The sequence below is a fragment of the Candidatus Effluviviaceae Genus I sp. genome (assembly GCA_016867725.1).
GTDB lineage: Bacteria > Joyebacterota > Joyebacteria > Joyebacterales > Joyebacteraceae > VGIX01.
This window is the reverse complement of record VGIX01000033.1, coordinates 1-21,756: the sequence shown is the minus strand read 5'-3', so window position 1 is coordinate 21,756 and position 21,756 is coordinate 1. Positions and strand designations below refer to the sequence as shown.

Sequence of the window (21,756 nt, the reverse complement as noted above, 5' to 3'; positions counted from 1 at the left end):
GAGATCCTGCGACGTGTCGCCTGCGATGCTGATGGCGACGCACACGACCGCGCCGACCGTCACGGCCGCCACCATGCCCTCGGGGCCGGTCCAGCCCAGCCTCAGGAACACGACGCTCGTCGCGAGCAGCGTCCCGATGGTCATGCCCGACACGGGGCTCGACGAGCTCCCGATGAGCCCCACGATGCGCGACGCCACCGTCACGAAGAAGAAGCTGAAGATGACGATGAGAGCGGCGCCGACGCCGTTGACCGGGATCTGCGGAAGGGCCCACGCGCAGACGGCCAGCGCGACCGAGCCCCACACCACGATCTGCACTGGAAGGTCGCGGTCCGTCCGCCGGCGCCCCGCCTCGTCGCGCCCGCCGCGCGTCACCTCGCGGAACCCGGCGCCGAAGGACCTCAGGATGGTGGGGATCGCCTTGACCAGCGTGACGAGGCCGCCGAAGGCCACCGCGCCGGCCCCGATGTAGCGCACGTAGTTGTCCCAGATCTGGGCCGGCGACATCTCCGCGATGGGCATCGTGGCCGGGTAGATGGGCTCGCCGCGCCCTTCCCCGATGAGTCGGATGAGCGGGATGATGACGAGCCAGGCGAGCGCCCCGCCCGAGAGCATGAGGCCGGCGATCCTCGGGCCGAGGACGTACCCGACGCCGAGGAGCGCCGGCGCGGCCTCGCCGCCGACCTGCGCCCCGGGAAGCCCGCGCACGTTCCAGCTCGGCCGGTCGGGCCAGAAGCGGAACGCGTCCATCAGGAACTGGTACGCGCCCCCGAGACCGAGGCCGGCCATGACGCGCTTGACGCGCGTCCCGCCCGCGTCGCCGGCGACGAGGACCTCCGCGCACGCGGTGCCCTCGGGGAACGGGAGCGCGCCGTGCTCGCGGACGATGAGCTGGCGCCTGAGCGGGATCATGAACAGGACGCCGAGGAGTCCGCCGACGACGGACAGCACGAAGATCTTCGACAGCTCAGGCATGAGCCCGAGCACGATGAGCGCCGGCACGGTGAACACGACGCCCGCCGCCAAGGACTCGCCGGCCGACCCGATCGTCTGCACCATGTTGTTCTCGAGCACCGTCGTGCGCCCGAGAAGGCCCCGCCCGAGCGCGACACCGATGATCGCGGCAGGGATCGACGCCGACACCGTGAGCCCCACGAGGAGCCCGAGATACGCGTTCGCCGCCCCGAACACGATGCCGATGAGCGCGCCGGTCACGACCGCGCGAACGGTGAACTCCGCGACGGTCTGTTCGTGCGGGACGTACGGCCTGTACGCCTCACCGTCCACGCCGCCGTACGCCTGGGGCCCAAGCCTCTTCGCCTCGCGCATGACGCCCTCCGTCTCCCCGGCCGGCCGCCCGCGCCCGATGCGCCGCGGCCGCCCCGTCACTCAGGGACGATGTCCGGACCTGCGGCGATCTCGTCCCTGGAGTCCAGCGACGCCAGGAGGACGGCCGCTCCGATGAGAACCCCCCCCCACAGCGCGCCCGTTGTCTGTCTCTCGCCGAGGACGAGCGCCGCGAGCGCCATCGCGAAGACCACTTCGGTGAGCAGGATGACGCTCGAGGTGGTCGCCGAGATGCGCTTGAGCCCCCACGTCCAGAGCGCGAAGGGGATCACGGTGCAGAACACGGCGGTGTAGCCGACCGGCCACAGGCCCCACCCGACCGGCGGAAGGCGCCCCGATCCGAACACGAGCGCGGCGGGAAGCGCGGTGGCCGCCGTGACGATGAGCATCGCCGAGGCCAGCGCGCGCACGCTCACTCCGCCCGCGGCCATGAGCCGTTTGTCGATGAGCACGAAGGCCGTCCACACGACCGCCGCGGCGAGCACCGTGAGGTCGCCCAGGATGGTGACGGAAGACCCGAGCGCAAGCCGCCCGCCCGTCGTGACGAGGAACACCCCCGCCATGCCCGCCGCGATCCCGAGCGCCTTCGCCGGCCCGAGCCGCTCGCGCAGGAAGAGCCGCGAGGCCGCCGCCACGAAGATCGTGTTCGTGTTCACGAGCAGCGCGGCCTTCCCCGCGGTCGTCAGGGTCTGCCCCTTGAACTGGAGCACGAAACCGACGGCGTTCGTCACGCCCATCCACACAACGAGCGGATGACGCAGAAGCCGCAGGGCCTGCCGCAACTGCCCGGCGAGCGCCGCGACTGCCAGGGCGACGAGCGCCGCGGTCGTGAAACGCAGAAAGACGAACCAGTAGGGATCGAGCGTCGAGAGCCCGATCTTCACAACGACGAAGGACGACCCCCAGAGGAGTCCGGCCGCGAGCGTGGCGACGACGGCACCCTTGCGTCCCCTCATCACGCCCCCCCGAGAGAGGTGGAGAGGCGCGATGCTACACGAGGGCAAGGACGGCCGCAACCGCCATGACCACAAGGCTGGGCAGAAGGAGAAGGCGATACGAACTCGCGAGGTCCGCCTTGAAGTACTGCCTCGAGAGCACGAGGCAGAGGTGGACCGGAGAGAGGAGGCACCCGACGAAGCCGGACGCGTACGCGAGCATGACGAGGTTCATGTTCACGTCCGGGCCGCCCATGAGCGGGAGGAGGAGCGGGAAGGCGACCGCGATGAAGGCCAGTGTGACGCCCGTGATGAGACCGAGCATCATCGGCACGAGGCAGATGACGAGGGGCACCGGCATGTGGAGCCGCACGAACATCTCGGGCACGGCGTCGATGATCCGCGCCTCGGTGAGCACCTGGTTGTAGGCGGCGACCCCGACGATGAGCGTGACGACCTGGTACTCGACCCCGTGCGCGAACGCGCGCAGGACGTCCCGGACTGCCGGGCGCCCGAACGCGACGAGGAGCGCGATCACGGCGAGCACGACGATGACGACCTCGAGCTTGAGCACCAGCACGCCCGCGATGACGACGGCGAAGGGCAGCATCCCGAGGGCGACGTCGCGGTGCGCCTGCCGCGCGCCGTTCCCGCCGCGCTCGTTCCTCCCCGCCCGGACGCGCCTGAGCACGAACACCGTGCCGCCGGCGATCGCGGCCAGCGTGAGCGGCCAGTTGTGCGCGGAGATGTCGCTCACACGCCGCCCCACGAGCGCGGCGCCGACGACGACACCGGGGTAGAGCGGCCAGATGTACTCCCAGACGTGACGGAACCAGTAGTTCACGAAGAACTTCTGCTCGGGCGTGGCGCCGCCCGGCGGGACGGAGCTCTCCACCATGGGCGCCGTGAGCATCGCGCCGCCGGGCATTGGGAGGAGCCCTCCGAACGCCGGCATGAGCGCGATGACGATCCTGTTGTCGGGGATGAGCTGCCTGAGCCCCGTGACGAGCCGGTTCAAGTAGCCGAGCTTCGCCGCGACCTCGCCGAGGGCGATGATCGCCACGATGCGCGCCAGCAGGAGAAGCGTGTCCTTCGCGATCGCGGCGCGCCCGAGCTCGCGCAGGGCCCACAGCGGCGCGCGGCCGCCCGCGAGCGCGAGCGCCGCGGCCGCCACGAGCATCGTGATCCCGAGGTCGACCCTGAACCTGAGGAGCGCGATGACGACCGCGATGGAGACGGCTAGCGCGACGACCTCGCGCTCCACGGGACCTCCGGGACGGGCCCGACCGCGACCGGGGCCCCGCTTACTCGAGTTCGGAGAGCGTGATGTTCGTCCGCACCATGTCGTCGCGCCACTTGTAGAAGCTCTCCGTGTACGTGATGAGCGAGACGTACTGCGCGAGCGTCTTCACCCCCGAGGCCTCGAGATGCCTGCGGACCTTGGAGGTCGGCGCAAGGCCTCGGTACCACTCCTGGAAGTACTCCTCCAGCGCCTCGTGGTACCGGCCGAGCTCCTCGTTCGTCGGGTCCTTGTACGTCTCCTCGTGCACGACGGCCTCGAGAGGGAGCGACGGGGCGAGCGGCGGCCGTTCGGCGGGATGTCCCATGATGAGCATGGCCACCGGAAGCACCTGCTTCGGGAGCTTGAAGAAGTCCAGCGTCTGGTAGGGCTGCCAGACGATCTCCTGCACGTACTGGCTGCCGAGGCCGAGTGACTCCGCGGCGATGAGCACGTTCTGGGCGACCGTGTAGACGGCGCGCAGCGCGACCCACAGGACGCCGACGCCCTTGTAGTGCGCGGCCCCCCCGTGGAGTGCCGCCCAGCGGTTGAGCCTGTGCGTGTCCACGCAGAAGATCAGCGCGACGGGTGCCTCCTCGATGGCCTTCTTCCGCCCCTCGCACAGCATCTCGTTGAGCTGCTTGCGCCGCTTCCTGTCCCTGACGACGATGATCGAGTAGGGCTGGGCGCCCCTGTATCCCCCCTGCACCGATCCGCCGGGGGCCGGCGCGCGCAGCCCCGCCGTCAGGATCCTGTCCAGCACGTCCCTGGTGATGTCCTGGTCCGTGAACTTCGAGACGCTCCTCCTGTCCAGCAGGACGTCAATGCACCCCTTCACTCGTTCCTCCCACGTTCCGAAGCCTCGTCGGCAAGCGCCTCGCGCAGCATCGCCCGCGCCCGGTGAAGATGGGTCTTGAGCGTGTTCACGGGGATCCCGAGAGCGCCTGCGACCTCCGCGTAGTTCCTCTCCTCAAGGTAGAACAGCGTCACGGCCGCCCGGTACCGCGGCGGGAGCGCCCCGACGGCGCGCCTCACTCGGCGCCGGAACTCGTCGTCCAGAACGAGCCGCTCCGGGTCCGGCCCGCGCGACGGGAGTGTCAGGGCCAGGCCGTCGGCTCCCGGACCGAGGTCCACCGGCTCCGGCCGCCGCCTCCGACGCTTGAGATGCGTGAGCGACCGGTTCACGGCGATGCGGTAGAGCCAGCTCGAGAACTTCGAGTCGCCCCGGAACCCCGCGAGCGCCCCGTGCGCCCTGACGAACGCCTCCTGCGCGACGTCCTCGGCGTCCGCCTCCCCCACGATCCGCGCGGCGATCGTGTGGACGAGGTCTGCGTAGCGGGAGACCAGCTCCGCGTAGGCCGAATCGTCCCCGCCCAGCGCGCGGGCCACGAGATCGCGGTCGCTGACCGCGGGGCCGTTCATCCCGCCGGGAGCCGGCATGGGCCCTCCCGCTCAGGACGACCCGGCGCCGCCCCCGGCGGCCGCCGGCGCTCGACCCGCGATGGTATCAGAACGGCGGGCGAATCCAAGGGCGTTCCGGGGCGCGCGCGGCGCGCGAGTCGCCCGGAAGGCAGCCCGCGCGCGCGGCGCGAAACCTTCCGCCCCCCGGCACTGTCGTATACCGCGTGGAAGCCGCTCAGTTGGGCCACTGAGGAAAGGAGAGCAGCCTCATGATCGGTCCGTTCGTCATGGGCGCGATCGGAATGCTGACCGGGTTCGCCATGGTCGTGCTCATCGTGTTCACCGTCTTCAAGCACGCGTCGACCGAGTCCAGGAGGAAGCAGGAGGTCTTCAACGCCGCGCTCGAGAAGGGCGTGTACGATCCCGCGCTCCTCGGTCGGGCGCCCTCGAGGCGCAGCACGGCCGCGCTCGGCTGGGGGTTCATCTTCATCGCGATCGGGCTCGCGCTCTTCGTCGGGTTCGTGACGCTGGGGATCCTCGCCGACGCGATCATCGGCGCGCTCGTCCCGCTCTTCATGGGCATCGCGCTCGTGCTCTATCACCGGGCGAGGAAGTCCTTGAGCGCGGGCGAGAACGGGAACGGCAAGCCCATCCAGATCGCGAAGCAGGAAGCGCCGCGGGCGGGCGGCGACATCTGATCCCCGCCGGAGCCTGACGGGACGGACCGCTGATCTCGCCATGTGAGGAAGACCTCGGCTAGCGCCACTCGACGGACATCTGCTTCGGGAACCTCAAGAGGACGACCACGAAGAAGACGATGCCGGCCGCCGCAAAGGCAACGAGAACGCCCGCGGCGGCCGGATTGTCCCACAGCCCGGCGTCGAGCCCGGGGACTCTGGAGGCCAGCTCCGCCGCGCCGGCCCTGACACCCTCGAGAACGTCTCGGACCCAGCGTCCGAGGGCGCCGTCCGATCCGGCGCCCAGCGCGCGCGCCACGCCGTACACCGCTCCGGCCAACCCGACGGCCGCCGCGCCGGAGACCACCGCGGTGTCCGGGACCCTCCTTCGCGAGGCCGCGCGCGACACCTCCGCCATCACGGCGGCGGCGAATCCCCCGGGCGCCGGCTCGATGCGCTCCTCGGCAAGGACGACGTCGATCGCCCGAAGCTCCGCCCGGAGTGCCGCGCAGCCGGGGCACGTCCGGACGTGCTCGTTCAGCCTGGCCGAGGCGTCGGCGTCCAGCCCGCCCTCGAGTTCCAGCTCCACGAGCCTTGTGGCGTCCCTGCAGTCCATCGTTCTTCCGGTTCGGGATTGCGTCCGGGGGCCACCCGGGCCTCCCGTCGCCTCATGGGACACCGGCGGGGACCGGGTGGTTTCACGAGGCGGGGTCACCGCGAGCGTCGGCATCCCGCGGGGTCATCGCACGACGCGCGTCACCGCCGCGGAGTTCCCGGCCCTGTCCACCACGCGCACCGCCACGGTGTGCTCCCCCGGCGCGACGTCCTCGATCTCCAGGTGGAATCCCTCGTCGGGCGAATCGAACATCCCGTCGTCGGCGAAGGCCGGTCGCCACTCGCCGTAGTCGATCGCGATCTCGACGCGGTCGATGGGGCTCAGCGCGTCGGCGACCGCGCCCCGCACGGTCGCGCGCCCGCGCCCGACGCGAACGTCCACGTCCGCGATGGACGGCGCGCCGCCGTCCACGAGGAACGGCGCGCTCGTGAGCGAGTCGGTGCCCGCGGTCTCGGGGCGGTTGTCAAGGGCGTCGGACGCGACGATCTTCACGCGGTAGAACCCGTCGGCCATCGCCTGCGTGTCGAAGGCGTACGACATCGCGGTGAGGTCCTTCTCGACGAGCTTCCATGTCCGCTCGTCCTCGCCGCGGAGCCACAGCTCGAAACCGATCCTGTCGTCGTTCGGATCGACGACCTCCCACTCGGCGGCGCGCAGGCCGCGGAGCAGCGACGGCAGCTCGCGCGTCTCGGAGCGCGTCGCCTCCCCGCCGAGCAGCGACTGAAGCCCGCCGGGCAGAAGCTGCGTCGCCGAGCTGCGGCCTTGCCCCTCCTCGGCGCTGGCCGCGTCTCCGGGTGCGCGCACCACGAGCGATGCCAGCCTCGGAGGCAGGTTCTCGCTGAGATACGAGATCTCCACGGCGCGGAGGACGGGGCTCGCGCCGCCCGCGCCGCGCGCGAGCTCCACGCGCCACTGCAGCCGCTGCGCCGGGGGACTCGCGACGGCTCCCTGCGAGCGCCCCCGGTCTTCCACGGCTGCCCACGGGCTCCACGTGTCGTCGGGCTCGACCGTGTTGCCTGACCGCGTGAAGAACGACAGGCGCGACCCGCCCGGCGTCTCGCCGCGCCACATCATCTCGCCCCAGGTCGAGACGACGGACCCGCCCCGCAGAGGCTCCGACTCGTAGGAACCGGCCCGCCCCGCGCCGGTGTGGAAGGAGTACACGGCGCCGGGGACGCCCGTCGTCACGAGCGTCCGCGCCCCGGCGCCCGTGATGGACAGCACCTCCTCCTCGTCGAGGTCGGCGATGAGGTCGGACTTCCCTCGCGAGCCCACGGAGCAGATCACGCCCCCCGCGCCGCTCCCGGCCCACACGCCGCCGTCGGGACCCAGACCGAGAGCTGTCACCGGCGTGTCAGCCGACTGCCACAGGCCGACCGCCCCGCCGGCGGGTGTGGTGCGCCACACGGCGCCCACACCAAGCTCGGCGCGGCTCTCGGGATCTGTGCTGAGGGCGTCGGACAGCGACACGTCGGTGCCGGCGAAGTAGATCTCCCCTCCCGGCATCGCCACGATGGCTGAGATCTCCTCGGAGGACGAGTCGAACAGCACGGTCGCCGGGCGACCGGGTGTGATGTCCATCAGCAGCCCCTCGCCCGACGTGCCCGCGAGGACCCTGTCTCCCGAGCAGACCAGCGCCGTGATGCTCGACTCCTGCGACTCGAGGACAACGCGCGCCTTCCCGTCGGCGCCGAGGCTGAACACCTTGGCCGACGAGCCGGTGCCCACAAGAAGGCCGTGCTCCCTGGAGTAGGCCATGCTCCAGACGTAGCCCTGCCCGGTGTCGTAGAAGAGGCTGCCCGTCCCGTCAGGCTTCACGCGGTACACCTGCCCGCCGGGAGCGGTCCCGACGAACACGTCGCCTCCGTGCCCCACGGCGACGGCCGGGAAGTCGGCCGTGGCGTCCTCGAAGAGAAGCGTCAGCTTGCCGTCCGCGAGCTCGTAGAGCTGCCCGGGCGTCCCCGCGGCGACGTACGCGACGCCCTGCGCGCCGGGGACCGCGGCCCACACGTACGCGGCGTCGGGAACGTCCGCGCGCTCGGAGGCGGGCGACAGCGCCAACGCTCCCTCCTCGAGGACCGACACCCCCGACGCCCGCCCGGATTCGAACCCCTCGGCCGTGTCCGTGAGCCAGAACGACGTGGACACCGCCCGCGCCGGGCCTGCCGCGGCCAGCGCCCACGCGACGGCGGCGCACAGCGGAAGGGAAGTCGGCCTCATCGCTCCTCCATGATGTCCGCGGCGACCGCGCCCGCCGGGTCTAGCGGTCCCGCGCCACCGTGATGACCACGTCCATCGTTCCCCGCGCCTCGCGGTCGATCCGGATCTCGGATTCCGCGACGCACGCGGCCGTGGCCCGGTCCACGACCCCGCTCGTCGCCGCGCGCGCCATCGCGAGCGCGGCGCGCCCGGGGATCGAGCGCATCTCCTGACCGGAGAGGGAGACCCCGGGACCGTCCGACAGGAGCTGCGCGACGAGCGCGTTGCCCGGCCGGGAACGCTCGACGAGGGACAGCAGCTGCTCGTAGTTCCTCGGACGAAGCCCGTCGCCGAGGCGCTGGCGCTCGCCCTCGCGGAACGACTGGGCCGAGGCGACCCGGAGCACGAATCGACCGTCGGGCGTCGAGGGCGGGACCCTGAGCGCCGCGGTCCGCGTGACGCGGCCGCCCTGCCACTGCCGAAGGGTCACGGAGACCAGCACGTCCTCGCCGGGACGGTACACGGCGCGGTCGGCGGACACGCGCTCGATCGCGGCCCACCGCTCCTCCTCGAGCACCGCGACGTCGAGCGACACGCTCGAGATCTCGCGCCGCTCGAAGGCGTTGGCCAGCACGACGTCCATGAGCGCGGCGATCTCGCCGCCGACCCGGAACGCCGGGCTCTGTGTGTGCAGCACCTCGGCGTACTCGAGCGGCCCGGCGTCCGTTGAGATCCGCGCGCGCAGCTCGACCGAGCTCGGCGCCACGCTCCGAAGGACCTCGTCGAGCGCGCCCGCGACGGCGAGCCCGGCGAAGACCGCGGAGTAGGGCCGCGCTCTGGCAACCTCGAACTCGAACGAGCGCGGTTCGCCCGAGCCCGCCACGACGCGCAGGGAGAGCCCGATCATCTTCGGCGCCGGACCGAGACGCCCGGCGACCATCCGCCGCCGGTCCTGGACCATCGTGCCGAGGAGCTCGGAGCCGGTCGCGTACTTGAACGACATCGACTGGAGCGGCAGGAGCGCGTGAACGTACGCGCCCACCATCGGAAGCTCGACCTCGCCGCCCTGAAAGAGCGGGTGGCCGAACGCGATGACGCGATCGTCCTCGCGGTGCGTGAGCGTGCCCACGGCCGTCCAGTTCGCGTCGCCGCGCACGAGCTGAACGCCGATGGCCGAGCCGGGAACCGGCTCGCCGGCCTGCTCGTCGGCAGCCCCCCCCGAGGCGCCCCGCACGGGCGTGAAGCCGAGCCCCGCGAGCACACCGGAGACGCCGCCAAGGAACGCGTCGCTCCCGCCCGACACGACGAGGGGAAGCGGGAGGCGCACCGCCTCGCCGCCCAGGATCCCGGCGCCGCGCGCGTCGACCGAACCGTCCGGGACGACGCCGGCCGCGCCGCTCGCCCCGAGAAGCCATGCCGCGCGCGAGACCGCCCGCTCCGGACCGGGAACGACGAGCGGGCCGAGGGTCCCACCGGTCCCGTCGCCGGTCCTGCTCGCGCCGTCCATGAGGTCGAGCGCCGGGAGCATCTCGGCGATCGGGGTCACTCCGGCGATCGGCTCCTTCGAGAAGCTCCACGTCGACGCGATCGCCCCGACGAGCCTGCCGCCCAGGTACACCGGGCTCCCGCTCATTCCCGCGAGGATGCCGGTCTTCTCGAGCGGCCCACCGGAGGCCCGGGCGATGATGAGGTCGCTCTGCGGCGCCTCGCCCCTGACGACGCCGACGATCTCGATCTCGAACTCCTCGACGGCGCTGCCGGAGAACACGGTCCGGCCGACGCAGCGATCGCCGGGGCGAAGCTCGTCCACGGGGACGAACAGACTGCGGTCAAGGTCCGCCGCGACCGCAGGACGGGCGAGCGCCGCCGCGAGGACGAGAAGGACCGCCGGCACCGCCGCGCCGACCCTGCAGTCGCGGCGCTCGCGCCCGGCGGCCCATGAGAACCCGAGGCTCAAACGGACTCCGATCGTTCGGGCCGGGGACGCTCCCGGCCCGCGTGACGCTCTCAGTGTCCCCGACGCGCCGCCCGGTGTCAAGGAAGCGCCCGGCCGCGCGCCGCCCCGGCCTGCCCGCGCGTCGCCCCCGTCACGGCCTCTGCGCCGGTGAGGATGAAGCGGATCCTCTGGTCAACGAGCACGTCCGTGGGGGTCCCCTCCGACAGGAACGGCCTGAAGCGCCACTGGAGCAGCGCTCGGCGCGCGGCCTCGTCGCACGCGCGGTCGACCTCCGAACTCATGCGCCACACCCGCGCGACCGTGCCGTCCCTCGTGACGTGCACGCGGAACGTCACGACGCCTTCGACGCCGTCGAGCACCGACGACCGCGGATACTCGGGCTTGACCAGCTTGAGCACGACGAGCTCGCGGCTCGTCGGCTGCGGCAGCGTCTGCTCCAGCTGGGTGAGGTTCTCGTCGCCCACCGTCTCGTCGCGAGCGCCCACGTCCTCGCGGACGCGTTCTCCCACCGGCCGCTCGCTGTCGACGATGGCGATATCGATGGCGCGGAACGCGCCGCTCGCGCCTCGCCCGGAGACGCTCTCCCGCTCCGACTCGACGGGGCCCGGCTCCCGCATCTCGGAGATCTCCGGGAGGATCCTGAGGGGGCCCTCGTACCCCAGGTGCCTGACGAGAGGGATGCGGTGCGGCGGCGTCAGGGAGAGGAACAGAGCGGCGTGCCCCGCGATCGCGAGGCACGCCGCCAGCCGCAGCGTCCGCCGGTAGACGCGCTCGCGCGCGGCGCGGGCGAGTCTGGCCGGAGAAGGACCTTCACGCATGGAGGAGCCGACCTCCGAGGCTTCGGGGACGGCCGGAGGCCAAGGCGCCTGCCGGTGAGGGCACGGCCGCGGCGGGCGCCGGCGCACCGCGCGACCTCGCGCCACCGTCACTCGGGGAACCGGTAGCCCTTCGGGACCACCACGACGCCGTTCTCGGTGATGGTGAAGCGCGCGGCGTCTTCCTCCGGATCGTAGCCGATCTGGGTCCTGGGGGGGATGCGGACGCCCTTGTCCACGATGACGCGGCGGAGCTTCGCGTAGCGGCCGACGTCAACGCCTTCCATGAGGATGCTCTCGAACGCGTAGCTGTAGCTGTTCGTCCGCACGCGAGGCGACAGCACGCACCGCTGGATGCGACCGCCGGAGATGACGCAGCCGGTGGACACGATCGAGTCGACGGCGACGCCCATCCGCCCCTCTCCGCCGGGATCGTCGTAGAGGAACTTGGCCGGGGGATACCTGCCCTGATAGGTGTGGATCGGCCAGCTGTCGTCATAGAGATTGAGTTGCGGCGTGATCTCGACGAGATCCATGTTCGCGGACCAGTACGCATCGATCGTCCCGACGTCGCGCCAGTAGTTCGACCCTCCCTCCCCACCGAAGACAAAGGCGCGCACGTCGTTGCCGCCAGCCACCATGTCGGGGATCACGTGGCGGCCGAAGTCGAACTTGTCCTCCGAGGCCGCCTTCGCGAGACGATCGACCATGAAGCGGGTGGTGAACACGTAGATGCCCATGGACGCGAGCACGCTGTCCGGCCTTCCTGGGACGGTCTTCGGGGCTCGCGGCTTCTCCTCGAAGCCGCGGACGCGAAGCCTGTCGTCCACCTCGACCACTCCCAGCGCCGAGGCCTCCGAGACGGGGCGCTCCTGGACGCAGATCGTGCAGTCTCCACCGGCCGTGACGTGATACGCGAGCAGGCCGCTGTAGTCCATCGTGTAGACGTGGTCGCCCGAGAGGACCAGCACGTACGCGGGGTTGAGCTGGTCGAGCAGGTACGCGTTCTGCCATATGGCGTCGGCAGTCCCGCGATACCAGTCCTCGCCCACCCGCTGCTGGGCCGGCACGTTCTCGACGAACTCCCCGAGCGTGCTGCTCAGGAAGCCCCATCCTTCCCTGAGGTGCCTGGCAAGCGAGATGGACTTGTATTGCGTGAGGACGAAGATGCGCCGGAGGCCTGAGTTGATGGCGTTGGAGAGGCTGAAGTCGATGATGCGGTAGATGCCGCCGAACGGCACCGAGGGCTTGGCGCGGTCGCGGGTCAGGGGCCAGAGGCGCTCACCCTTGCCTCCGGCGAGGATCATGACGACGGTCTCTCGCTTCACGCTCCCTCCGACGTCGAGCAGGCGCCTCGCCGGGCGCGCGGCCGCGGCGCGCGTCGGCGTTCGGGGGGTCCGGGCCTCGCATGTCCCCCGGCGTGACGGTGCCGGGAGTCCGGCCCGCTCCTTCTATAGAACGACGGGCCCCTCGATGTCAAGCCGGGCCTCTGGCGCCGACGCGCGCGACTGGCTCGGCCGGGCGGCGCGCCGGAGGGGCCGCTCCGCCGAGGCATTCCTTGACCGGGGCGGCAAGAAGGGGTAACATTGTGTCTTGTCGTGGATTGGAGGCACCGCACCCCGGGAACAGGGAGGGACCGAATGCGTCCGACCGGGCTCCGGCCGATCATGCCCCTTGTCGCCATCCTTGTGGTCTGCGCCACCGCTCACGCTGGGGTGGCTGTCGTGTCCGCCGCGGTCGAGTTCGAGCGCGCCGATCTGACCATCGCGCGCCTCGACGGTCGCGACGTCGTCCGCCTCCGTGGCGCGGCGACCACCACAGACATCGGCTTTCCTGAGCTACCGCTCAAGGTGATCACGTTCGCGCTTCCGGAGGGCCTGGTGGCGGTCGGAGTGGACGCCGAGGTGACGGCCGAGCGGAGGCTCGACGGTTCCTACGACGTCCGGCCGGTTCAGCCGCAGGTGCCCCTCTCGCGCCCTGGCCCCATGGACCTCGTCGCCCCCGACCCCGTCGCGTACGCCTCGTCCGCCCCCTACCCTGAGCGCGCCGCCGCGCTCCTGGCCAACGGCATGCTGGCCGGACGCCCTGTCGCGTCCGTGGCCGTGTTCCCCGTCCGGTACGCGCCCGCCGAGGGCCGGCTCACGCTGTGCGAGTCCGTGCGCGTCACGCTCACGCTCGCGCCGGACACGGACAGGGAGCCGCGACGACCGCTCAAGGACGGCGCGGCCGTCGAGAGACTCCGCCGCATGGTCGTCAATCCCGCCGACGTCTCTCCCGCGCCGGCGATGCGCGCAGGCGGCCGAAGCGGCGACGCGGAGTACCTCATCATCACGAGCTCGTCGCTCGCCTCGACCTTCCAGCCGCTCGCGGACTGGAAGACGCAGAAGGGCATCCCCGCGCAGGTCCTCACGACGACCTGGGTCTACGCCAACTACGGCGGCGTGGACAACCAGGAACGCATCAGGAACTGCATCATCGACCACTACGAGAACCACGGGACCCAGTGGGTGCTCCTCGGCGGCGACACCAACGTCGTGCCCGCGCGCATCGCGTACGCGATGACATCGGGACAGGGAACACCCGGCGAGGACGATCTGAGGTGCGATCTCTACTACTCCGATCTCGACGGGACGTGGAACGCCGACGGCGACGGCACGTGGGGAGAGGTCTGGCACGACAACGTGGACATGTACGCCGACGTGTTCGTGGGCCGCGCCCCGGTGGACAACACGACCGAGGCGACCCGGTTCGTCAGCAAGACGCTCACGTACCAGGGCGCGTCGGGCGCCGCTGCGCCCGCCACGGACTACCAGACGAGAGCGCTTTTCCTCGCCGAGGTCCTCTGGACGTCGCCCTACACCGACGGCGGCATCTGCAAGGACATGATCGACGACGAGTCGGTCCCGGAGCGGTTCGATCCCATCTCGAAGCTGTACCAGACCAACGGTCTCCTGACGAAGTCCAGGACGATCTCCGAACTCAACGCGGGCCGGAACATCGTGAACCACGTGGGCCACGCCAACTGGAACGTGATGAGCATCGGCTCGAGCTCGCTCTACTCCTCGGACTTCGACAACCTCACCAACGTCTCCCGCTACGGCATCTTCTACTCCATCGGGTGCTGGGCCGCGGCCATCGACTACGACGCAATCGCCGAGCACTGGGTGCACGCCGCCCGCGGCGGCGTGGCGTTCGTCGGCAACAGCCGGTACGGCTGGGGCTCCCCGGGCAATCCCGGCGGAGGAACGTCCGACGAGTTCGACCGCGAGTTCTTCCGGCAGCTCTTCAACGAGGGCGTTGATCGGATCGGCATGACCCACGCCGCGCACAAGGACGCGCTCGTGGGGCTCGCGAGGACGAACGACTACTACAGGTACTGCCTGTACGAGCTCAACCTCCTGGGCGACCCCGAGATGACCATCTGGACGCAGGAGCCGGTCGCGGCGACCGTGAACCACGTCGCGTCGGTCCCGCTCGGCGAGCATCCGTTCGTCGCGACGGTGTCGCGGGGCGGCGCGCCCGTCGGCGGCGCCATCGTGCACCTGTCCGGATCGGGCGTGTCCGTGACGGCAACGGCGGGACAGGACGGCGTCGCGTGGCTGCTGCCCGCCCCGTCGGCCGAGGGCCCCATGACGATGACCGTGACGGGACAGGGGATCCTCGCGCTCGTCAGGACGATCCAGGCGGTCGACCGGCCAGCGGACACGGAGCCGCCGGCGCGCGTCGCGCAGCTCGTCGTGTCCGACCCGTTCGACACGGGCGGCGTGCTCGAGCTCTCGTGGGCGGGGTACGAGCCGCCCGCGGACTTCGCGTGCTACAGGATCTACCGGAGCGAGACGGCGCTCACGAGCGTCGCGGGGATGACGCCCGTCACCGGCGCGATCCTGCCGCCCGACGAGACCTCGTGGACGGACACCGGCGTCGCGGAGGGCGTCCCGTACTGGTACGCCGTGACGGCGCTCGACCTCTCGGGGAACGAGGACCCCGTCGTGGCCGCGCGCGGGCCGATCGCGGCCAGCCAGAACGCGCGGATCCTCGTGTGGGACGCCGACGACGGCGACACGCCCTTCGACGGGGTCAACGACGACTTCACCGCCGCGGACGGGTGCGAGGCGCCCTGGATCCAGGCGCTCGACGCGATCGGAGAGCTGTACGTGGTCACGAAGACGCTGCCGTCGAACCTCGCTCCGTTCGAGCTCATCGTGTACCTCGGCGGCGTCATCCAGTACGCGGGCCAGGGCGGCGTGAACGTCCCGATGACCGCCGACGAGATCGGCGCCCTGACGGCCTCCATCGACGCGGGTGGCAGCGTGTACGTCGAGGAGCCGAACTTCGGGGGGACGTACTACGTCAACGGCACGCCCGCGAGCAGGGAGCTGTGGAGCAGGTTCCATGCGGTCCACGCGGCAGGGTCGGGTCGGAGCATCGGGAACGTCGCCTCGATCATGGGCGAGCCCGGGCAGGTGGCGGACGGCCAGAGCTTCGCCTACGACTACAAGGGCTGGCCGGACCAGATGGTGGGGCGCGTCACGCCGGACGGAAGCCCGGGCGCGTCACGGCTCTGGAGCGACCAGGCTTCGAACGGCCGCGGTACGGTGTACGCGCCTCCGGGAACCGGCGCCAGGCTCTACATGGTCCCGGTGCTCCTCGGCGGCATGACGGACGCGGCGTATCCCTCGACGCGCACCGAGTACGTGCGGCGGATCCTCGCCGACCTCGGGCTCATCGGGACCAGCGGCGTCGCCGAGGCTCCGGTCGCGCGGCCGCACGGGCTCGAGCAGAACGCGCCGAACCCGTTCAACCCGACGACGACCATCCGCTACGCGGTGGGCGCGGACGGCGCGCGCGTGAGGCTCGCCGTGTACGACGTGGCGGGCAGGCTCGTCACGGTGCTCGCCGACGGTCCTGCACCGGCGGGGCGCCACGAGGCGCGGTGGGACGGCCGCGACGCGCGGGGCGACCGCGTGTCGTCCGGCGTGTACTTCTGCCGTCTGACGGTCGACGGCTGGTCCGACGTGAAGAAGATGACGATCCTCAAGTGACGTCCGTGACGTCACGCGGGAAGGCGATGGGCGGGGCGCGGGGTCAGCCCTCCAGCTCCGCCCATCGTTCGTAGAGGCGGTCCACCTTCGACTGCAGGGTTCGCTGTTCTCCGACGAGCTTCTTCGCCCGCTGACCGCTCGCATAGACCGCGGGGTCCGCAAGCTCGAGCCTGAGCTCCTCGAGCCTCTTCTCGCCCTTCGAGATGTCGTCCATGATCTGGCGTCGCGTGTCCCGCCGGCGGCGCTCCTCCGCGGAGAGGCCCCTGCGCGCCTCCGCTTCCTTCCGCTTCTGGTCCTTGCTCTTCGGACCGCTGCGCCTCGGCTTCGGCCCCGCCGCGCCGTCGTCGCTCCCGGCCCGCGGTCGGGGCGCGGTCGGCGCGGGGCTGCCCGACCGCTCGGCCTTCTCACGCTCCTTGGCGTACAGGTAGTCGCTGTAGTTGCCGTGGAAGAGCCTCAGCCGGCCGCGGTCGATCTCGAGGACCTTCGTCGCGAGACGGTCCATGAAGGCGCGGTCGTGGGACACGAGACAGACGGTGCCGGTGTACTGCGCGAGCGCGTCCTCCAGCACCTCGCGCGCCGACACGTCGAGGTGGTTCGTCGGCTCGTCGAGGAGCAGGAGGTTGGCGGGCCGCAGGAGCATCTTCGCGATCGCGAGCCGGCTCTTCTCTCCGCCGGAGAGCACGCCGACGCGCTTCTCGACGTCGTCGCCCGAGAACAGGAACGCGCCGAGGAGATTCCGCAGCCGCGGCCGCATGTCGTTCGGCGCGACGGACTCGAGCTCCGCGAGGATGGTCCTCGACTTGTTGAGCGTCTGTCCGGGGTCCTGACCGAAGTACTCGATCGTGACGTTGTTGCCGAGCTTGACCTCGCCGCCCTGGTGCGGCGTCCGGCCGGCCATGACGTTGAGCAGCGTGGACTTCCCCGCGCCGTTGACGCCGACCACCGCCACACGGTCGCCGCGCGACACGTCGAAGTCGATCCCGTCGAAGACGACCGTGTCGCCGTAGCGCTTCGAGAGGCCGCGGACCGACATGGGCACGGACGCGGCGCGCGGCGGCTGCGGGAACTCGAAGTGGATGCCCTTCCGGTCGCGCGGCACCTCGACGAGCTCGATCTTCTCGAGCATCCTGATGCGGCTCTGCACCATCGCGGCCTGGAACTTGTCGGCGCGGTGCTTGTCGATGAAGCGCTGGATCTGAGCAATGCGCTTCTCCTGCTGGTTGCGCGTCGAGAGGAGCGTCTCGCGGCGCTTCTCCCGCTGCTCGCGGTACGCCGAGTAGCCGCCGTAGTAGTCCACGAGCCCGTCGGACCAGACCTCGCTGATGCGGCCCACGACCTTGTCGAGGAACGTGCGGTCGTGCGACACGAGAACGACGGCGCCGGGGTACGATCTCAGGTACTCCTCGAGCCAGATGATGGACTCGAGGTCGAGGTGGTTCGTCGGCTCGTCGAGGAGCAGGACGTTCGGCTGCTTGAGGAGGAGCTTGGCGAGCGCGATGCGCATCTGCCACCCGCCGCTGAACTCCTCGGTCATCCTCCCGTGATCGGAGACCGCGAACCCGAGCCCCGAGAGCACCTCGGCGACCCTGGAGTCGATCGTGAACCCGTCCTTCGCCTCGAACTCGTGGTGGAGCTCGGAGTACTCACGCATGACGCGGTCGTGCTCGGGCCCCTCGGGCGGGATCTCGGCCATGAGGTGCTCGAGCTCGCGCATCCTCGTCTCGATGACGGACAGGCGGCCGAAGACCGACACGGCCTCGTCGAAGAGAGTCCGCCCCCTGAGGGTGAGTTCCTCCTGCGGGAGGTATCCGTACGTCGTCTTGCGGGAGGCGGAGATGGTCCCCTCGTCAGGATGGACGTCGCCGCGGATCAGCCGGAGGAGCGTCGTCTTGCCGCAGCCGTTGGGCCCGACAAGCCCCACGCGGTCTTCGTCGCCGATCCGCCAGTTCACGTTGCGGAAGAGCGGCTTGCCCGCGAAGGACACCGCGACGTTCTCGATCTGGACCACGGAAGCCCTCCCAGTCGCCATGGACCGCGAACGGTTCTCCGCCGTCCGCGGCCTGAGGAGCGAGTATACATCGGCGCGGAGGCCCGCGCCAAGGTCCGCGGCACGCTCCGCGCTACGGTCAGCGCGGCGGGCAACGCAGCGGCCGGCAACCGAAACGGGCTTGTGGGGGTCACACTCGACGCATACACTGGCCGCGGAGCCTCGGGCGACGCGGCGACAGGCCGGGAGGAAGGGCATGAGAAGGAGCGCGATGTGGATCGCCGCGGCCGTCGCCGCCGCGGCGCTCGCCGCCGGGTGCGGCGGCGGGACCGGGCGCGGCGCGGAGGCCGCGGGGACCCCGGACGGGCGGCGCGCCAAGGTCGCCGTCGGCGACGTCGCGGTCAGGCTCGCCGAGGTCGGCGAGATCCAACCGAAGACGAAGGTCCTCGTGAAGTCCAAGGTGAGCGGGAAGATCACGCGGCTCGTCGCCCGCGAGGGCGCGTGGGTGAACAAGGGCGGCGTGCTGGCGGTCGTCGAGCCCGACATGGCGCAGGCCCGCACAGTCGCCACCCTCAAGAGCGGGTACGGCCGGGCGAGGGTGGACCTCGACCGGGCGCGGCAGGACCACGAGCGCGACGTCAATCTCCACTCGGCGGGCCACATCTCCGACGAGGCGCTCAAGCTCTCGAAGGACGCCCTCGACATCGCCACGATCGAATACCGCTCGGCGCTCGAGCAGATGAAACTCGCCGCCGAGGACGGCGTCACGACGGAGCCCGAGGCCGAGTCCGCGCAGTTCCTCGAGATCCTCGCGCCCGCGTCGGGCATCGTCATCGAGCTCCAGATCGAGGAGGGCGAGATCGTCACGTCGGGCGCGCTCTCGTACACGAGCGGCTCGACGCTCATGGCCATCGCCAACCTCTCGGCCATGCAGATCAGGGCGGGCGTGAACGAGGTGGACGCCGGCAAGATACGGAACGGGCAGGCGGTGGCCATCGACGTGGACGCCTACCCCGATGTCGAGTACCACGGAGTCATCACGCACATCGCCCCCGCGGCGCGCAGCGCGGAGGGCGTCAAGATCTTCGACATCGAGATCGACGTCACGGACTCCGACGAGCGCCTGAGGCCAGGCATGACGGCGAACATCGAGATCCGGGGGGACCACCGGGAGGGCGTGCTCACGGTCCCGGTCGAGGCCGTGTTCAGGAAGCAGGGCCGGCACGTGGTGTACGTGTTCGACGGGAGCGGGAACGCGCCGGTCGAGCGGGAGATCCGGACGGGCATCAGCACGATCGACCTGGTCGAGGTCGTCTCGGGACTCAGCGAGGGTGAGGAGGTTGCGCTCTACGACCCGGCGCTCGAGGGCCAGCAGAAGACCGAGGACGAGCTCCGGCGCGAGCGCATGGCCGCCGGCCGGCGGGGATGAGGCGCCCATGCTGATCCGCACGGAGGCGCTCACGAAGACCTACGAGCTGGGGGCGGCGCAGGTCCAGGCCCTGCGCGGCGTGACCCTGGCGATTGACGACGGCGAGTACGTCGCGGTCATGGGGCCGTCGGGTTCGGGGAAGTCCACGCTCATGCACGTCCTCGGGTGTCTCGACACGCCCACGTCGGGCAGGTATCTGCTGCACGACCGCGAGGTGGGCGGCCTCACCGGACCCGCCCTCGCCCGCGTGAGGAACAAGGAGATCGGGTTCGTCTTCCAGAACTTCAACCTCCTCCCCAGGATCGACGTCGTCGCCAACGTGTCGCTTCCCCTCCTCTACCGGGGCTCCGTGACGAGGGCCGAGCGGCGGCGGCGTGCCATCGAGGTGCTTGAAACGCTGCGACTCTCCCACCGGCTCGGGCACCGGCCGAACGAGCTCTCGGGCGGCGAGCGCCAGCGCGCGGCCATCGCGAGGGCGCTCGTCAGCGATCCCTCCATCCTCCTTGCCGACGAACCGACCGGCAACCTCGACTCGAAGACGGGCCGTGAGATCATGGACGTCCTCGACGCGCTGAGCGCGGGCGGCAAGACCGTCGTGATCGTCACGCACGACGCCGGCGTGGCCTCGCACGCGCGCCGCGTGCTGCAGTTCGAGGACGGCGTCGTGGCGCGCGAGGACAGACGGTGAACCTCTTCGAGAGCTTCTCGGCGGGCGTGCAGGACATGGCGGCCAACAGGGCGCGCGCGGTCATCACGACCGTCGGCATCGTGCTCGGCGTCGCGTCGGTCGTCACGGTGCTCTCGCTCATGCACGGCGGCCAGGCGCAGACCGTCGCGTTCTTCGAGGAGCTCGGAGGCCTCCGGGAGCTTCGCATCACAGACTCGAGAAGCGACCGCGTCGTCATGACGGCCGCGGAGCGCGCGTCCGAACGACTCACCTACCGCGACGCGCAGGCCATTCTGGAGGAGTGCCCCTCCGTCCTCACCGTGGACCCGGAGATCGTCCGGTACCTCCAGGTGACCTGGGGGGACAGGACGTTCCGGATGAAAGTCCTCGGCACGAACGCGCACTACCCGTACGCGGACGACATGCCGGTCGCGACCGGCCGCTTCATCACGGACATCGACTGCGAGACGCACGCGAACGTGGTCGTCATGGGGCCGACGTACCGCGAGGACCTCTTCGGCGCGGCGGATCCGATCGGGAAGAAGATCAGCATCGAGGGCATCCCGTTCACGGTCGTCGGGCTCATGGAGAAGAAGGAGTTCTACTTCCGCGGAGGCGGCGGCCCGGGCGACCGCAACGTCCTCGAGTGGTTCAACCGGAGCCACTACATCCCGATCACGACCATGATCAAGCGGTTCACCGTCAGCGACCGGCTCGGCGGGCTCGAGATCGCGGCCCGGACGGTCGAGGACGTGCCGAGGCTCGAGCGTGAGGTCAGAACGCTCCTCCGGCGGAGACACGGCGTCGAGGACTTCGAGATCGACTCGAAGCGGGAGGGCGTCGAGCAGCAGGCGCAGCAGCAGCAGTTCTTCAACATCGTGTTCTGGGCCGTGGCGTTCGTGTCGCTCTTCGTGGGCGGCGTGGTCATCGCGAACATCATGCTCTCGTCGATCACGGAACGCGTGCGCGAGATCGGCGTCCGGAAGGCCCTCGGCGCGTCGGCGCGCGACGTGTTCGTGCACTTCCTCGTCGAGGCCGTGGCGGTGACCTCGGTCGGGGGCGCCGTGGGGCTCGTCGTGGGCTTCGGCATGACCGCCGCGGTGGACAAGCTGCTCGGGATGCCCACGGCGCTCGCGCCCTCCATCCCGCTGATCGCGTTCCTGACGTCCCTGGCTGTCGGCCTCGTCTTCGGCGTGTTCCCCGCGCTCAGGGCGGCCCGCCTCGACCCGGTCGAAGCCCTGAGGTACGAGTAGAGAGGAGCCTCCCGTGAACCTGCTCGAAAGCGTGCTGGGAGGGCTCTCGTCCATCCGGACGCACAAGCTGCGCTCGGGGCTCACCCTCTTCGGCATCATCGTCGGCGTGGCGTCGGTCGTCGCGATGCACTCGTTCGTCGGCGGGATCAGCG

At 70.9% G+C, this 21,756-nt stretch carries 17 protein-coding genes; 6 read left to right on the top strand and 11 right to left on the bottom strand.

The features are described from left to right. From FJY74_07500 to FJY74_07480, 5 genes are all read right to left on the bottom strand, one after another. The coding region (locus FJY74_07500) for an oligopeptide transporter, OPT family (GenBank protein MBM3308153.1) at positions 1–1,329 on the bottom strand (1,329 nt) is incomplete at its 3' end. A 56-nt stretch (positions 1,330–1,385) separates the two neighbouring features. Continuing rightward, the gene (locus FJY74_07495; protein MBM3308152.1) at positions 1,386–2,303 is read right to left on the bottom strand and encodes a DMT family transporter; all 918 of its coding nucleotides are present in this window, start codon (positions 2,301–2,303) and stop codon (positions 1,386–1,388) included. A 34-nt stretch (positions 2,304–2,337) separates the two neighbouring features. Next, positions 2,338–3,546, bottom strand: a complete 1,209-nt coding sequence (locus FJY74_07490; protein ID MBM3308151.1) for a DUF401 family protein — start codon at positions 3,544–3,546, stop codon at positions 2,338–2,340. Positions 3,547–3,586: 40 nt separating this feature from the next. Further along, the gene (locus FJY74_07485; protein MBM3308150.1) at positions 3,587–4,399 is read right to left on the bottom strand and encodes a nitroreductase family protein; all 813 of its coding nucleotides are present in this window, start codon (positions 4,397–4,399) and stop codon (positions 3,587–3,589) included. Beyond that, positions 4,396–5,001, bottom strand: coding sequence for a sigma-70 family RNA polymerase sigma factor (locus tag FJY74_07480; protein ID MBM3308149.1), 606 nt, complete (start codon positions 4,999–5,001; stop codon positions 4,396–4,398). The genes FJY74_07485 and FJY74_07480 overlap by 4 nt, the downstream gene beginning before the upstream one ends. A 230-nt stretch (positions 5,002–5,231) precedes the next feature. Here FJY74_07480 and FJY74_07475 point away from each other — a divergent pair, with 230 nt between their 5' ends. Further along, positions 5,232–5,660 (top strand): hypothetical protein, encoded by a 429-nt coding sequence (locus tag FJY74_07475; protein MBM3308148.1) that lies wholly within the window; start codon positions 5,232–5,234, stop codon positions 5,658–5,660. Positions 5,661–5,718: 58 nt separating this feature from the next. Here the strand turns inward: FJY74_07475 and FJY74_07470 are convergent, their stop codons facing one another. From FJY74_07470 to glgC, 5 genes are all read right to left on the bottom strand, one after another. Further along, positions 5,719–6,255 (bottom strand): zf-HC2 domain-containing protein, encoded by a 537-nt coding sequence (locus tag FJY74_07470; GenBank protein ID MBM3308147.1) that lies wholly within the window; start codon positions 6,253–6,255, stop codon positions 5,719–5,721. Between the two features lie 123 nt (positions 6,256–6,378). Then, a complete protein-coding gene (locus tag FJY74_07465; protein MBM3308146.1) occupies positions 6,379–8,475 on the bottom strand; it encodes a hypothetical protein in 2,097 nt (698 codons plus the stop codon). 40 nt (positions 8,476–8,515) lie between these two features. Further along, positions 8,516–10,411, bottom strand: a complete 1,896-nt coding sequence (locus FJY74_07460) for a hypothetical protein (GenBank protein MBM3308145.1) — start codon at positions 10,409–10,411, stop codon at positions 8,516–8,518. Positions 10,412–10,488: 77 nt separating this feature from the next. Continuing rightward, positions 10,489–11,229: an energy transducer TonB gene (locus tag FJY74_07455; GenBank protein MBM3308144.1), complete on the bottom strand. Its 741-nt coding sequence runs from the start codon at positions 11,227–11,229 to the stop codon at positions 10,489–10,491. A 107-nt stretch (positions 11,230–11,336) separates the two neighbouring features. Continuing rightward, a complete protein-coding gene (glgC, locus tag FJY74_07450; GenBank protein ID MBM3308143.1) occupies positions 11,337–12,533 on the bottom strand; it encodes a glucose-1-phosphate adenylyltransferase in 1,197 nt (398 codons plus the stop codon). A gap of 417 nt (positions 12,534–12,950) precedes the next feature. On the opposite strand from glgC, the gene FJY74_07445 reads away from it, so the two are divergent. Next, positions 12,951–16,268 (top strand): hypothetical protein, encoded by a 3,318-nt coding sequence (locus FJY74_07445; GenBank protein MBM3308142.1) that lies wholly within the window; start codon positions 12,951–12,953, stop codon positions 16,266–16,268. 43 nt (positions 16,269–16,311) lie between these two features. Here the strand turns inward: FJY74_07445 and FJY74_07440 are convergent, their stop codons facing one another. After that, complete coding sequence (locus FJY74_07440; protein MBM3308141.1) at positions 16,312–18,276, bottom strand: ABC-F family ATP-binding cassette domain-containing protein; 1,965 nt, start codon at positions 18,274–18,276, stop codon at positions 16,312–16,314. Positions 18,277–18,511: 235 nt separating this feature from the next. Between FJY74_07440 and FJY74_07435 the strand changes: the two genes are divergently transcribed. From FJY74_07435 to FJY74_07420, 4 genes are all read left to right on the top strand, one after another. After that, complete coding sequence (locus FJY74_07435) at positions 18,512–19,684, top strand: efflux RND transporter periplasmic adaptor subunit (protein MBM3308140.1); 1,173 nt, start codon at positions 18,512–18,514, stop codon at positions 19,682–19,684. Positions 19,685–19,691: 7 nt separating this feature from the next. Next, positions 19,692–20,372: an ABC transporter ATP-binding protein gene (locus FJY74_07430; protein ID MBM3308139.1), complete on the top strand. Its 681-nt coding sequence runs from the start codon at positions 19,692–19,694 to the stop codon at positions 20,370–20,372. Continuing rightward, a complete protein-coding gene (locus FJY74_07425; protein ID MBM3308138.1) occupies positions 20,369–21,604 on the top strand; it encodes an ABC transporter permease in 1,236 nt (411 codons plus the stop codon). The genes FJY74_07430 and FJY74_07425 overlap by 4 nt, the downstream gene beginning before the upstream one ends. A 13-nt stretch (positions 21,605–21,617) precedes the next feature. Continuing rightward, positions 21,618–21,756, top strand: a 139-nt coding sequence (locus FJY74_07420) for an ABC transporter permease (GenBank protein MBM3308137.1), incomplete at its 3' end; no start/stop codon positions are given.